The sequence below is a fragment of the Desulforhopalus singaporensis genome (assembly GCF_900104445.1).
In the GTDB taxonomy this organism is placed as follows: Bacteria; Desulfobacterota; Desulfobulbia; order Desulfobulbales; family Desulfocapsaceae; genus Desulforhopalus_A; species Desulforhopalus_A singaporensis.
On record NZ_FNJI01000006.1, the window covers coordinates 192,860 to 207,818 of the forward strand.

At 52.9% G+C, this 14,959-nt stretch carries 10 protein-coding genes; 3 read left to right on the forward strand and 7 right to left on the reverse strand.

All coding sequences use genetic code 11. The features are described 5' to 3' along the window. Positions 1 to 20 precede the first annotated feature (20 nt). From dnaE to BLQ17_RS06035, 6 genes are all read right to left on the reverse strand, one after another. The gene (gene dnaE / locus BLQ17_RS06010; RefSeq protein WP_092220791.1) at positions 21 to 3,554 is read right to left on the reverse strand and encodes a DNA polymerase III subunit alpha; all 3,534 of its coding nucleotides are present in this window, start codon (positions 3,552 to 3,554) and stop codon (positions 21 to 23) included. Between the two features lie 2 nt (positions 3,555 to 3,556). Beyond that, complete coding sequence (locus BLQ17_RS22505) at positions 3,557 to 4,411, reverse strand: pentapeptide repeat-containing protein (protein WP_218121721.1); 855 nt, start codon at positions 4,409 to 4,411, stop codon at positions 3,557 to 3,559. Between the two features lie 173 nt (positions 4,412 to 4,584). Beyond that, positions 4,585 to 5,241 carry a nitrite/sulfite reductase domain-containing protein gene (locus BLQ17_RS06020; protein ID WP_092220793.1) on the reverse strand — a complete coding sequence of 219 codons (657 nt, stop codon included), beginning with the start codon at positions 5,239 to 5,241 and terminating at the stop codon, positions 4,585 to 4,587. A gap of 61 nt (positions 5,242 to 5,302) precedes the next feature. Further along, positions 5,303 to 6,250 (reverse strand): fructose-bisphosphatase class II family protein, encoded by a 948-nt coding sequence (locus BLQ17_RS06025; protein ID WP_092220794.1) that lies wholly within the window; start codon positions 6,248 to 6,250, stop codon positions 5,303 to 5,305. 13 nt (positions 6,251 to 6,263) lie between these two features. Next, positions 6,264 to 8,123 (reverse strand): fructose-bisphosphatase class III, encoded by a 1,860-nt coding sequence (locus BLQ17_RS06030; RefSeq protein WP_092220796.1) that lies wholly within the window; start codon positions 8,121 to 8,123, stop codon positions 6,264 to 6,266. Positions 8,124 to 8,282: 159 nt separating this feature from the next. Continuing rightward, positions 8,283 to 8,609, reverse strand: a complete 327-nt coding sequence (locus BLQ17_RS06035; RefSeq protein ID WP_092220799.1) for a hypothetical protein — start codon at positions 8,607 to 8,609, stop codon at positions 8,283 to 8,285. Between the two features lie 208 nt (positions 8,610 to 8,817). On the opposite strand from BLQ17_RS06035, the gene BLQ17_RS06040 reads away from it, so the two are divergent. Genes BLQ17_RS06040 through BLQ17_RS06050 form a run of 3 tightly spaced genes read left to right on the forward strand, consistent with a single transcriptional unit; the run spans position 8,818 to position 13,045 of the window. Beyond that, on the forward strand, positions 8,818 to 10,992 hold the full coding sequence (locus BLQ17_RS06040; RefSeq protein WP_092220802.1) for a type I secretion system permease/ATPase: 2,175 nt from the start codon (positions 8,818 to 8,820) through the stop codon (positions 10,990 to 10,992). Between the two features lie 13 nt (positions 10,993 to 11,005). After that, positions 11,006 to 12,406, forward strand: a complete 1,401-nt coding sequence (locus BLQ17_RS06045) for an HlyD family type I secretion periplasmic adaptor subunit (RefSeq protein ID WP_092220804.1) — start codon at positions 11,006 to 11,008, stop codon at positions 12,404 to 12,406. A 3-nt stretch (positions 12,407 to 12,409) separates the two neighbouring features. Further along, positions 12,410 to 13,045, forward strand: coding sequence for a response regulator transcription factor (locus tag BLQ17_RS06050; protein WP_092220806.1), 636 nt, complete (start codon positions 12,410 to 12,412; stop codon positions 13,043 to 13,045). A 159-nt stretch (positions 13,046 to 13,204) separates the two neighbouring features. On the opposite strand, the gene BLQ17_RS22510 is transcribed toward BLQ17_RS06050, so the two are convergent. Continuing rightward, a partial coding sequence (locus BLQ17_RS22510) for a DUF5801 repeats-in-toxin domain-containing protein (RefSeq protein ID WP_218121722.1) occupies positions 13,205 to 14,959 on the reverse strand: 1,755 nt, incomplete at its 5' end.

Below are 14,959 nucleotides of genomic sequence, written 5' to 3' on the forward strand. Positions count from 1 at the left end.
AGAGGCGCCTCTTTTTGTTGTTAGCGGGGGGATGGCTTCCTGTTGCCGTTTTCCCACTTTTTCTTACGCGGAGCCAGCGCCGTCGGTTTTCTGGTAAAGGACACCGCCTTGTAGCTGAGGATGTCGTCTATGGTATCGGTGAGTTCCCGGCACGGCCTGATCGTAAGATCTTTTAAAACCTCGATATCGACTTCACCGCGCCCCGGAAAATGGATGGTCAGCAATATGGGGCAGGTTCCGTGGTAGGTGTAGAGAGCTTCTTTTACCAGCTCCATTTTTCGCCGCGACAGCTTGTCGGATTCCAATCTGATTTTTGCCGACTCGGTATATTTTTCCCGCGCTTCCTGCAGGGAGTCGATGGAGTCGGCAATGATTTTTGGTCCCCGTTCGTCCTTTTTAACTACTCCCTGGACAATAATTGGATCGGTTGAGGAGAGAACCTGTTCGCAGCGGCTGTATGTCTCGGGAAACACAATGACCTCCACCGATTCCATGATATCTTCGATGGTCAAGAAAGCCATTGGATCTCCCTTTTTGCTTTTGTGCCTTTTAAAGGTCCTGATCAGTCCGCCGATTCGTACCGGCTGGTCATCGCCCTTCTCGGCCAGATCGTGGATCTGGCAGTCGACGATCGACGAAATTTCCGGCAGGGTGTTGTCGAGGGGGTGGCCGGTTATGTAGAATCCGACGGTTTCTTTTTCTTTTGCCAGTTTATCCCGATCGTCCCATTCAGGGATGTCGGGCATTGGAATGTGGGCCATGGCTTTTTGTTTCTGGGTTTCCGGGGCCACCGAAAAAAGCGACATCTGGCCGCTCTGCAGGTCGCGCTGGACCGCTTTCGCCTGCTCCATGGCCTGGTCGAGAATCGCGATATATTGGGACCGTTTATGGCCAAGGGAATCAAAAGAACCCGACTTGACAAGACTCTCTATGACCCGGCTGTTTACTCTTCGCGAGTCCACCCGGTTGCAGAAATCGCTCAGCGAGGTGAACGGCCCGTTCTGGCTGCGCTCTTCGATGATCGAGTCAAGCGCCGATTCGCCGACATTTTTTACCGCCGCAAGGCCAAAACGAACCCGGTCGTTTTTAACGCTGAAATCCTTCATGCTCTCGTTGATGTCCGGCGGGAGTACCTCGATGTCATGCTCCTTGCACTCGTTGATATAGAGCACCACCTTGTCGGTGTTGTTCATGTCGCATGACAGCAGCCCGGTCATGAACTGCGGCATATAGTGGGCCTTGAGGTAGGCGGTCTGGTAGGAAACGAGCGCGTATGCCGCGGAATGCGATTTGTTGAAACCGTAGCCGGCAAATTTGGCCATGAGATCGAAAATATACTCGGCCTTGTCCAGCGGGATGTTGTTTTTTTCGGCGCCGGTCATGAATTTCACTTTTTCCTCTTCCATGACCTCGGGAATTTTCTTGCCCATTGCCCGCCGCAGGATGTCGGCGTCGCCAAGGCTGTAGCTTGCAAGAATATTCGCGATTTTCATTACCTGCTCCTGGTATACGATAACCCCGTAGGTCTCTTCCAGGACATGCTTGATTTCAAGGAGCGGGTAGTGGGCTTCCTTTCTATGATGCTTGGTCTCGACGAAATCGTCGACCATTCCGGAATCGAGCGGGCCTGGCCGGTAGAGCGCGACAAGGGCGATCAGGTCGCTGAACTGTTCCGGCGCCATTTTCACGAGAAGCTCCCGCATACCCGAACTTTCAAGCTGGAAAACGCCGAGCGCATCACCCCGGCAGAGCAGGTCAAATGTCTTGGCATCGTCCATGGGGATGGTGCTGATATTCAGGTCGATCCCGTTGTCTTTCTTGATATGCTTCACGGTCTTGTCGATTACCGTAAGCGTCTTGAGGCCGAGAAAGTCAAACTTGATCAACCCGGTCATCTCAGTATGTTTCATGTCATACTGAGTAAGGGTCTCCTCGTTGCTGCCTCGGCAGGTCGGCAGATACTGGGTCATGGGTCCCGGAGACACCACCACTCCAGCGGCATGGGTGGAGGTGTGTCTGGCCAGCCCCTCAAGCGTCTTGGATACCGATAAAAGTTCTTCAACCCGTGGGTCGGTATCGGCCATTTCCTGCAGCTTGGGTTCTTCTTCAAGAGCTTTCTTGATGGTCATCTTCAGCTGATCCGGAACCAGCTTGGCGACCTTGTCCACTTCCCCGAAAGGGATGTCCAGGGCTCTGCCGACATCGCGGATAACTCCCCTGGCCTTCATCGAACCGTAGGTGACTATCTGCGCCACATGCGCGGAGCCGCCATATTTGTTCCTGACATAATCGATAACCTCTCCCCGACGTTCCTGGCAGAAATCGATATCGAAGTCAGGCATCGATTTTCTCTCAATGTTTAGAAAACGTTCGAAGATAAGGCCGTAGGGGATCGGGTCGATATTGGTGATGCGCATGCAGTATGCGGCAAGACTGCCAGCTCCGGAACCTCGTCCCGGGCCGACCGGAATGTCGTTGTCCTTGGCCCAGTTGATGAAGTCGGCAACGATGAGGAAGTAAGCAGGAAAACCCATTGTGGAGATGACATCGATCTCTGTTTTCAGCCGCTCGGTGTACGTTTTTTCAACCTCTGCGCTGAAGGTACCCGCTTCGCGCATCTCGGAAAAACGGAACTTGAGCCCTTCCCAGCATGCGGTTGTGAACATCGACTCAAGAGACTCCCCTTCCTTCACCGGGAAATCGGGAAAATAGTAGTCGCCGAAGTTGATCTCCAGGTCACATCTGTCAACTATTTCCTGTGTCGTCTCGATAGACTCTGGACAGTGGGCGAATGCCTTCTTCATTGTTTCCGGCGACTTGAAGTAAAACTCGTCCGTTGAAAACCTGAACCTGTTCGGATCGTTTATGGTTTTGCCCGTCTGGATGCACAGGAGCAGCTCGTGGGCGTGGGCCTCCTCCTTGTTCAGGTAGTGACAGTCGTTGGTGGCAACGAGCTTGATTCCCAGTTCACTGCTGAGCTGCTTGAGTCCGTCGTTTACCGGCTGCTGGTCGGGAATGCCGTTTTCCTGCATCTCCAGGTAGAGCCGGTCACCGAAAATATCCTGGAGTTCGCGGGCTTTTTCTCTGGCGCCGTTCATATCGTTCTTGTGGATCAGGTAGGGAACCTGGCCGTGGAGACAGGCGGTGAGAGCAATTATCCCTTCATTGTTCTCGCGCAGCACCTCCATGTCGATACGGGGCTTGTAGTAGAATCCCTCAAACTGGGCGATGGACGCCATCTTCATCAGGTTCTGGTAGCCGGTATGATTCATGGCAAGAAGAACTATATGGAAGGCGATATTGCCGTCAATGACCTTCTTGACCCGCATATCTCCGGGAGCAATATAGAGCTCGCAGCCGATGATCGGCTTTATTCCGGCTTTTTTAGCCTTTGAGTAGAACTCCAGGGCGCCGAACATGGCCCCGTGATCGGTCAGGGCTACGGCGTCCATGCCATATTCCTTGCACTTGTTCAACAGGTCGGCGATCCGGATTGCGCCGTCAAGAAGGCTGTATTGGGAATGTACGTGAAGATGGGTAAAACCTGCGCTCATAACTATTCTATTGTTCCTTGTATACTGTTGAGAAGGGCACCGGTCAAATCGGCACCTTTGAAATCGGCATCATGCACCACCGCTCTTGTGAGGTTGGCGCCACGCAGATCCGCATTGGTTACATTGCAGCCGGACAGATCGGCTCCCGGGAGGTTGGTCGTCAGCAGCTTGGCGCCGGACAGGTTGGCACCGGACAGGTCGGCCCTTCTCAGGTTGGCCCTGGACAGATCGGCAAAGCTGAGATCAGCTCCTCGTAGGTTGGCGCCGATCAGGTTGGCTCCTCTCAGGTCGACGCCGGAGAGTTTACATCCGGGGCAGTTGCGGGCCAGCCGAACCATCTTGTCCGCCATGGAGTCGGTGAAGTGCTCTCCGGCAACCTCCTGGCCGCGGTCCGGAGCGGATTCGCTAAGGTCGGCTTCCTGGGGCGGAAAATCGTCGATATTGGCAGGGCCTGGTAGGGCCGGCATGGTCCCGCTGTAGTATCGGACCCCGTCCGGGGTAAAGAATACCAGCTTGGTCTGTTCTGTTCGAAAGACCTGGTAACATTTCTCGTCGCCGAAATACCATTTCTTGAACTTCATACAGAGCAGGTCGTTGTCAGTTGCCTTCCATTTTCCTTTATCTTCACCACCTGTTCGACTTTTCCCCGCAACCCTGTTGTCGGCTGAGAACCGGAGCGTTGCATCAAAATCGGCAGCGGCAAGCTCCACCACGTTTTCGCTCAATAGCTCCTGCAGCTGTTGCTGCGACAATTTCTCGGCGTTGTCCTTGTCAAAATGCGCGATGGTCATCGGCGCGCACGAGACCAGACTCGACACTGCCGCCAATAGTAGGCACATTATCGTTTTCTGCGTCATGACTGTCCCCTGGCGATGGATTGTTATCCTGATTTAAAGAATGTGTTGCCCGGTGTAAATAAAAAAAGATGAGGAGCCGTGTCTTAGACGGTTTTCCCGGACAATCGTACCCCTCGTCCGCAGTTGATTGCAGTATAGCGCCTTTGGCGCAAGATGCGGTTGTTGCGCTGAGATCAGCGGAGCTGGGCCATCAATGCCTCAATGCCGGTTCGTTCGATAAATCTTCCCGCTCTTTCCCGCGGTTTTGCGTTTGCCCGGTAATAGTCGATGCATTTCGTTATGAGCTCGATGGCTTCTTCTTCACTGATATCCTCGGCGATAATATTGCCGACGCGGGCATTTTTCCCAGAGTGGCCGCCAAAAGAGATGGTCCAGCCGCTTTTTTTGGCAAACATCCCAAGGTCTCTTACGTGGTTTTCGGCACAGCAGAACTGGCAGCCCGAAACCCCTATCTTGAATTTGGCCGGCATATCCGAACCCGCAAGCATATCCTCGAGTTGGATGCCGAAGCCAAGGGAGTCCCTGACGCCGAATTTACACACCTCGGTCCCGGGACAGGACTGCACGTAATGGAGGCAGAGTTCGGTCGCTTTTCCCGGATCCATGCCGAGGTCTTCATAGACGGCCGCCACATCTTCAAGTTTCAGGCCGACGAGGGCGATACGTTGACCGGAGGTGATCTTGACGATAGGGATGTCGTACTTTTCCACAACGTCGGAGATTGCTCTCAGGTGGTGCTTTTTCAGTAGGCCGCCGGGAATTCGGGGAACAATGGCATAGGTTTCTTTGTCCCTTTGCAGGATTGCGCCTTTTGGTGGTGTTGTTTTCATAATAAATGTCAATTGGTTGAATGATAATAATACAGATGTTGAATCATGTGTAAAAATCGGATCAGAAGACGGGTTTATAATCAAAAAAATGATTGGTCGTAAGGCTTCGGTAGGTGTGGGTTTCCCCTCTGGCTACAAATGAGTTGGTGATGCCGCCATTGGGGGTGAAGCGTACGCCTTCGAGGAACTCGCCGTCGGTAATACCGGTAGCCGCAATTGCCACCTCGCGGCTTCTGATCAGGTCCTCGGTCCTGAAGATCTTGTTGTAATCGGTTATTCCATGTTCGGATGCCGTTTTCTTGTCACGATCGTTTTCGTAGAATATTTTCCCTTCGAAATATCCCCCCATACACCGTATTGCCGCCGCCACAAACACCGCCTCGGGAGCGTAGCCGGAGCCGATATAGATATCGGCTTTTTCCCCCTTGATAGCGGCCAGACACCCCGATATTTCGCCTTCATCTATCAGTTTGATGCGGGCGCCGCAGCTCCTTATCTCATGGATCAGCTGTTTGTGCCTGTTCTGGTTGAGTACACAGACCGTTACATTTTCCGTATATTTCCGCAATGTCCGTGCAACCCTTTTGACATTGACGGCTGGTGGCTGGTTAATGTCGATTGCATCGCCCACCTTTGGCCCTACCACTATTTTATACATGTTGAGGTTGGGAACCGGCTGTATCGCCCCGGCCCGGGCAATAGCCGCGTAGGAGGTGGAGTTGTTCCTGCCGTCCGCCGCCGAACGGTAAGCTTCAAGGGCAATTGCCATTACATCGGCATCCTCTCCGCCTTTGCCGAGGTGTTGAGGGAACTGGAAGGCTTCCGGTCTTGTTGAGAACCGGTCGTTTACCATGGTGCCGTTGATCGGCAGCCGGTCAAGAATCTTGGTGATTGCCAGCCTGGTCTGGTTGAGTATGTCGATATGATCGCCGAGCCCCTGAACTCTTGCCGCGGTCAGGGCGGCTATCTCTGTGGCTCTGACGATTTCCATTCCGTAATTTGTGTTCATGCGGATGTGATGGTTAACTTTCTGAGGATGTTGTAAATCCGTTGAGCCGCCCGCACCGGGCCAGCTGCTGCATTATCCTATCCCGTTCGGCCAGCAATTTCCTGCCGGCGATGGTGTCTCTTATCTTCATCGGTTGCCTGAATTCATCTATCAGCTCAATGTCGAGGGGCGCCGATTCTAATCTCTGTTCGGCTTTGATGATCTCCTCCGGAGTTGGCAGGATTATTCCGTAAAGCTGATGTGGGGTATGGACCAGTGAATGTCCCCGGTTGTAATAGGCGGCGGCAAACCCTCCATCAACATTGATGGCCACACCGTCCTCGCTGGCCATCTGTGCGCCCTTGGTATAATCGACCGGAGTATGACCGTATATCACTCTCTGCACGCCGAACTCCTGCTGCATCTTCAGCTTGAAACCTCTGGACTGCATGTTGTCTTTCCAGTAAAGGCTTCGTTCCTTGTGGGTCTGTTTGTCGGTCAGGTAATATCTCTCGAAGGTTTTCATTGCATGTTTGCCGAAAAATGGAGATTTCGGACCGCACCAGAGATAGAAAAACAGAGCCTGATCCTCTTTTTCCTGGGGTTTTTCGGCGAGATAGTTCTGTCCTACCTTGCAGATAGTGTCCTGGATATGGGTGAGGAGACCTTTCCCCCTCCGGCCGAGGAATTCCTCGAATTCCCCGTCAACAGTGGATGGAACCAGTGCGTGGATATTGAGAAAATTATTCTGGATATGATAGGTTTTACCCTTGACGAAAAGAAACCTGAGCAGCCTCATCAGCCGCCGGTTGGTGGTGAACTGATACGTCAGATCGCTTATGATGTCGGCCTCTTCCTCGCTCAATCGTCCCGGATTGTCAAGGTCGATGGTGGGGAAGTGGGTGTCGTTGAGTCCCGCGGTCTCTTTTCCCTTCAGCATCTCTGCCAGCCTGTCGAGCCACAGGCGTGATTCCATCTGGTATTGGGGAAACTCGCGGATGGTTTTTTCTTCGAGCTTGAACTGGATAATCGAAAGCGCTTTCTCCATCGACCGTCCCCGGTCAGTCTTGGCTTTGAAATTTCCGGTTGCCCGGTCGCTGGGATAGACCCGTTCGGCAAATTCCGCGAGCCGTCCGGTGTCTATGCGCAACCGCTCAAGGAAGCCGAAATGGTCATAACGGCATGTTATGCGGAGCGCTTCGGCAACCAGGGAGCTGTTGCCCGCGGCTGCTCCCATCCACAAAATATCGTGATTGCCGTAAACATAGTCGACGCCGTCCCGGTAAAACGGCGAGGAGAGAATACGCAGGATCTTGTCCGGCTGGTCGCCCCGGTCGAACACGTCGCCGAGGACCTGGATACGATCGAGAAGGACCTGGCGAACGGCAAAAGAGAGGTGAGATATTAACCTGTCGGCAATGACCGGTTCCTCGAAGATCGGATCGGGAACCGGTAGGCCGGACAGCAGCCTGGTTATCACGTCGCGGAATTCCGGCCGAAATATTCTGCTGCTGCGGTGCCGTATGTTGGTCAGTTTGTACTTGAGAACTTCAACCAGGCACAGGATGACATCCTGGGTGTCCATCGTGATGGTGTCATTTCTGAAATACTGCTGCCTGCGGATAATCTTGGTTAAGTACTGTATCTTGTCCGAGCTGAAGGTGCTCGGCAGCGCCTCTTTGCAGGTCTGGTACAGCATCCCGAATCTGCCGCGCAGTATGGATTTGAACCTGTCTCCTTCCCCGTGGAGATCACTTATCCACAGCGTGGTCGGAATATTGGAGTTGAGTTCGAGCTCAAGATCAAGCAGCTTACTGGCAAGCTGGTCTACATCGCTGGTGCTGATTATGGTATTGTTTTCAGTGGTCGTGTCTGTATTTGTCGTGGAAGCCATTGTTTAGCCATTGTGGAAAAATATAAAATAGGAAGCCGGGACTACAGGTTTTGGCTGTGCCGCCGCGGATTTTTCCATACCGCACAAAACGTCCCAATATAGCAAAATGGCGACCAAGATACCAGCCTCAAAACTTCTTTTGGCAAGACGCGAGAGCGGTCAGAGTATCTCGTCTTCATCCAGGATACAGTTGTCCTGTATCTTGCTGCGGATGCGTTTCCTGTTGCCCAGTTTTTGCTGCGCCTGCTCGGGAAGATCCGTGATCTTTATGATGTTTTTCATAACCAGCAGGTCAACGAGGTCGTCGAGTACCCGTATAACCTCATTGTCGAGCTTGCGGAAAAAGGCTGAAATCGTTTTATTCTGGTCGTATTCGGACAAAAAGGTCTCCAGCTCTTCCGTGGATATTTCCTGTTGATCCGGTTCGACCGGGTTGTTGCGGAGAGCTATTATATTCCCGTTTTCGTCTCTTTCGGCGTAAATCACTTTCTATGTACTCAAAAAAATGGTTATAATATTGCCTCGGATGGTTACATATCTCTTGTGATCATCAAGTTTACAACTCAAAATTCCAACTACTGGTGGCCGGTTGCTCTGATTGAACCAGAGAGAAAAATATCGATCAGGTCGCCGGAACAGCGTCCGTGTCATCTGTCTTTAAGGTATTTCTAACATAGTATAATAGATCTGTTGCATGAACACAAAGATTGTCGGAAAAACAAAAGAAAAAAAATGGGACCTGCGATCAGACTCAGATGTTATTGACGATCCGTTGACCGACTGCCTTGTGATTATGGCAAAACTGCATGGTCGGCCGGTCTCGCGTACAACCTTGAGAGCGGGGCTTCCCCTGGTAAACAACCGGCTGACGGTGCAGCTGGTGAACAGGGCTGCCCAGAGAATGGGGATGATATCGAGGATCATCAAAAGACCTCTTGCCAGGCTCACAAATCTAGAGATCCCATGCATCCTGCTGTTAAAGGACAACCGGGCGGCGGTGATGGTCGGTATCAACAAAAAAGCGCGGATGATAACCCTTGTTCAGTCAGAATCGGGGGCGGGCGAACGGGTTGTTCCGGTCAAGGAGCTGGAGGAGCAGTATTCCGGATATGCGGTTTTTGTCCAGCCCGAATTCCTCGCCGAAGACAGGAAGGTGACAGAGATGACGGGAAAGAGGGGCCATTGGTTCTGGGGGCCCGTTATCTCTTCCTGGCGCATATACCGCGACGTCATTCTCGCCTCTTTCCTGATCAATCTTTTCGGGTTGGCATCGCCTTTTTTCATCCTCAACGTCTATGACCGGGTTATTCCCAATAAAGCTTTTGAAACGCTCTGGGTATTGGCAACGGGTATTACGGTTGTCTATCTGTTCTCCATGCTGATGCAGGGGTTGCGCGGCTATTTCGTCGAGGTGGCCGGCAAGAAGGCCAACCTGGAAATGTCGGCCGTAATATTTGAAAAGGTGCTCGGCCTGAAGATGTCATCCAGGCCCGAGTCGATAGGGTCTTTTTCAAATAAAATTCAACAGTTTGACAGTGTTCGTGATTTTATTACCTCGCTTTCGATCACCGCTCTTGTCGATCTGCCCTTTATGGTGCTTGCCCTGATCGCCATCTGGTATCTGGCCGGAGTGACGGTGGTGATACATGTTTCCGCCATAGTCCTCCTGCTCACCTACGCGCTCTTTATTCAGCTGCCCCTCCAACACGCCGTGGAGCAGACGTATCACGCCTCTGCCCGGAAAAATGCCGTGCTGGTGGAAGGGTTGAACGGTCTTGAAACTTTGAAAATGCTTGGAGCTGAGGGTAAAATCCAGAGAACATGGGAGGAGTCTGTCGGCCATATATCGAAATGGAGTTCCCGTTCAAGGTTTCTCTCAACCTCGGTAAGTCATCTCTCTTCTTTTGTTCAGGGCATTACGGTTGTTGCGGTAGTAATAACAGGAGTCTACATCGTCGCCCAGGGAGAAATGTCCCAGGGAGGGCTGATCGCCGTAGTCATTCTCACCCGGCAGGCCGTTGCGCCAATGGTTCATGTGGTGAGCCTTGCCACCCGCTATAACCGGGCCAAGACCGCGATAAAGACGCTCCAGCAGGTGATGGAGATGCCCGGGGAGCGACCGGCAAATAAAAATTTTCTTCATCGGGCCGGGCTCAAAGGCGCAATTGAATTCAAGGAGGTCTCTTTTACCTACCCCGACCAGGGTCTTCCGGTGTTGAAGAATATATCGTTGAAAATTGCGCAGGGAGAAAAAGTCGGGATTATCGGCACCATCGGTTCAGGCAAGACGACGCTTGGCAAGCTGATGCTGGGGCTTTATGAACCGGACAGCGGCATGGTCGCCATAGACGGGACCGATATTCGACAGATTGACCCTACCGAACTCAGGCGTTTTATCGGCTGCGTTCCGCAGGATGTTACCCTGTTTCGCGGGAGTGTACGGGACAACATCGTGATGGGGTGTGATATTGCAACCGATTCGGATATCATCCGTGCGGCTGAACTGTCGGGGGCAAGCGATATAGTAGGACGTCATCCCATGGGGTTTGACATGCCGGTGGGAGAGCAGGGCAGGGCGCTTTCCGGCGGGCAGCGGCAGGTTGTCGCCATGGCGCGGGCGTTGCTGCTCGATCCTCCGGTTCAGATACTGGATGAACCGTCAAGTCATATGGACGCCAAGACAGAAGCCCAGATACGCAGACGTCTGGCAACGATAATAAGGAACAAGACGTTGATTCTGATAAGCCACCGGGCTTCCCTGTTGGCTATGGTTGACAGGCTCATAGTCATAGACAACGGCAATATTGTCGCCGACGGGAAAAAAGACAAGATCCTCGAAGCACTCAAAAGCGGCCAGATCAACGTGTGAGAACATAGCAGAGATGAGTGAAAGATTACCAGACAGAAAAAGCTCCGCTACTGGCAAAACCGGGCCGGCAGCAGAAGAGTCGACCCAGATGTTCAGTGCTCGGGAGCAAAGAGATCCTGAATTTATTTCCGATATCAGGACAACCATCCTGGTGCAGTCGCCGCGGGGGGGGAGCCTTATCGTCTGGGCGACTCTTCTGCTCTTTTGCCTGATCTTCTACTGGATGTACAGCTCGGAAATCCAAGAGGTTACACGGGGCAACGGCAAAGTAATTCCTTCAAGCCAGCTGCAGGTGGTGCAGAATCTCGAGGGCGGAATTCTTGCCGAAATTTATGTGAAAAACGGTGATGTAGTGCAGAAAGGCCAGCTCCTCATGCGTCTTGACGAAACCCGGTTTTCGGCACCCTACAGGCAGTCGCGCATGAAGTATCTGGCGCTGATGGCGCGGGCGGCGCGGTTGCAGGCTGAAACCGAAGATACTGAAATGATTGTGCCTGAAGTTATTGAAAAAGAAGGGCCGGAGATTACCGCAAGGGAAAGACAGTTGTACCAGTCAAGGCAGATCGGACTGAGCGCAAAGATGGAAGTCCTGGAAGAGCAGGTGAAGCAGCGAAACCAGGAGCTGATTGAGCTGAAAGGGAAGTTGAGCGAATTGCGGCGAACCTATCGGCTGCTCAAAAAGGAGATCGACCTGACCAAGCCTCTGATCGAGCAGGGCGCAGTTTCCGAAGTAGAAGTGCTGCGGCTCGAACGGCAGGCTTCGTCGATGCTGGGCGACATTTCAGCCACCAGGTTCACCATTCCAAAAGTCGAATCCATGCTCAGTGAAGCACAGATGGTAATAAAAGAAGAAAAGTTGCGTTTTAGAAACAGTGCCAAGGAAGAGCTCAATGAAGTTGAAGTGGAGCTTGAGGGGATAGCGGCATCGGAGGTGGCTCTTGCCGACCGGCTCGATCGAACATCGGTGAGGAGTCCGGTATACGGTACCGTGAAACAGGTTCTGGTGAACACCGTAGGCGGAGTGGTGCAGCCGGGCATGGATCTGGTGGAAATCGTGCCGCTGGAGGATACCCTGCTTATAGAGACCCAGATACAACCTTCGGATATCGCCTTCTTACGGCCGAAACAGAAGGCGATGGTCAAGTTTACCGCATACGATTATACTATTTATGGCGGGTTGGAGGCGGAGTTGGAGCAGATCAGCGCCGATTCCATAACCGACGAGCAGGGAAGAAGCTATTACCTGGTCCGGGTAAGGACCAAACAGAATTTTCTTGACGGCAAAAACGGGCCCATGCCTATTATTCCGGGGATGGTAACCTCGGTCGATATCGTCACTGGCAAGAAAACCATTTTGTCCTATCTGCTCAAACCTGTACTCAGGGCAAAATATATGGCACTCAGGGAGAGATGATCGATGGGCCTTTTGCTTAGCAGCAGCAATGTCACGGTAAGAAAAAGATGGCTGGAAGGGCTTGATACCAGTCGAAGCGTGTACCAGGCTTCGACTATCCAGGAGACGCTTGACTATCTGTCGCGGTTTAACGTTGGCGTTTTGCTGTTGCACCGGACTCTGGTAGATACTGAGCAGTTACGAAAAATCTGTAACGGTGGGAGTGAGTGCCGGGTAATCGTTCTGTCTGATCGTCCCGACGATATGGAAGGGCTTGTCTGTCTGCAGCAGGGGTGTGTGGGGTACGCCAACACCTATATATCGCCGCAAAGGCTGAAAGCTGCCGTGCAGGCGGTAAATAGCGGACTGGTATGGGTAAACAGCTCCCTGATGACCTTGCTGGTGCAGGGGGTGTCGGCCGCCAACACGGTAAACAGCCATGAAAACAGTAGTGAGCAGGTGGACAACCCTATCCTTGAGAACCTCTCCGCCAGGGAATATCAGATTGCCCAGCTTGTCGCCCAGGGGTGGAAAAACGGCAGGATTGCCAAAGAACTCAATATTACTGAAAGAACGGTAAAGGCGCACTTGAGCTCCATCTACAGCAAAACCCACACCACCGGACGGCTGAACCTGGCTCTTTTGATAAAGAAAAGCTAGCAAGTAGGGACCTCTTGAGGTAGCGGCTCCGGCGGTGCTCAAAAAAAACTGCAGGCAGCGACCCATCAGGTTTTTTCCTGGAAACGGCAGAAAACAAAGGGGCTGTCCCGAAATCCGGGACAGCCCCTTTTGCCGCTATTATGAGGTTACAAAAAATAGTTACGGGGTGTCGGTTGGCGGCGGGACGAGGTTGTCGAGATCTTCGCTGTCCACGTCGATTCCGGAAAAGGTATCCGGGTCGCTACCGGTATTGTCCGGAACGACATCGCCGCTTGTTTCACCGCCATCACCGCCGACCACAATGTCGACATCGCCATCTTCGACAATCACCGTATCTCCAGATACGTCGGGATCGCCGTAGACGGTGACGCTGTCGGCCACGATGGTATCGTCTCCGTCGCCTCCGTAAATCTCGTCGGCACCGTCACCTCCGATGAGGATGTCGTCGCCTCCGCCGCCGTCAATAACGTCGTCGCCTCCTTCACCATAGATGGTTTCAGCTTCTGGTCCGCCGGCAAAGACATCGCCTCCATCGGTCCCCACCATGACGTTGTCGCCGTCGAATTCCACATATATAGTGTCCGTTGCCACATCACCGTCGGCGTCAACAATATCGACCTGGAATTCTTCATAGATATCTTGTTCCGATGAGGATATGGCAAAATCCACGTCAGTAAGCTTGAAATCGTTCTGAACAGCCTCGATTTCAACTTTGCTTATGGCGTCAATGCCGCCATCAGTGTTGAAGGTGATGATCGGATTCTCACCTATGGCGAATGTTTCTGTACCGGTAGGGCTGCCGTCGGTAATGACATTGCCGTCAAGGTCAACAGCATCACCGAATTCGTTAAACGCGGTATACTCAATGATCAGGGGTTCGTTACTGCCGACAACCCTGCCGGCAAGGGTGACTTCGCCTACGGCAACGACGTCTGCCGTACCTCCACTGAATGAATCAGTCAGACCGAAATCAATAACCAGAACACCCTCTCCGTCGTTAACCACGTTGTTCTGGATACCCATGCCGTCAGTACTGCCGTTGACCGTTGAGGCAGCCCCGCCTGAATCCCTTGAGGTAAGCGAGAACAGGATATCGACGTCAGACGGTACATCGGCGGGCTCATATGCGTTATGTTCACCCGTTACGGGATCTTCGGTTATCACCAGCTCAGGCTTGGGACCGTTGGGGAATCCTGCTTCGGATGAGTCGAAGTCATAATCCGTGATAGCATCGAGCTTGGCGAACGTCTCCAGCTCGTAACTGTCGGTCAACGGATCTACAGTCAAGGTAAATACGATTGAACCACCCGGGTTGGCCGGGTCAGTTATGGCATGTAAAACGTTTGTTGCTAGAGGATCCACGTAGTAGTAAACCTGCTGACTATTTGAAAAAAGACCCTCGACCTCGACAGAGGTGGTCGTGGTCCCGTCCCAGCCCTCTATGTTCGCGGTGAGGTCAGCGGTTACAGGTTCGTCGGCCCCCGAGTCGATATCGATGATACCGACGAGATCGAGTCCGGGTTCGTTGGCGATATAGGCATGTGAAACGTCGCCTATAGTGGGGACGTCGTTTTCCACATCGACCAGGAGCTGTCCGTCGAGTGTGACCCAGTCGCCGTCAAAATCGGTAGCCACGATAAACTGTCCGACATCGATCTTGTTGGCGAGCAGCTCGTCATCGGTGCCGGCGGACCCGAACGAGTGGTCGACCTGGTCGTCGAGATCGAAGATCAGGTCGCCGTTGCTGTCGAACCTGAGCTCGAATACGGTATCGCCGGAGGTTGCGGTAACACCGGTGATGGTGGTGCCGTCACTGGACCAGTTGATCGCCTCGTTGTTTGAGGTGATGCCTGCGAGGGTGCCAGAGGAGCCGCTTGCGACGAAGCTGAAGGTGACCTCCTCGTCGGCGCCGTC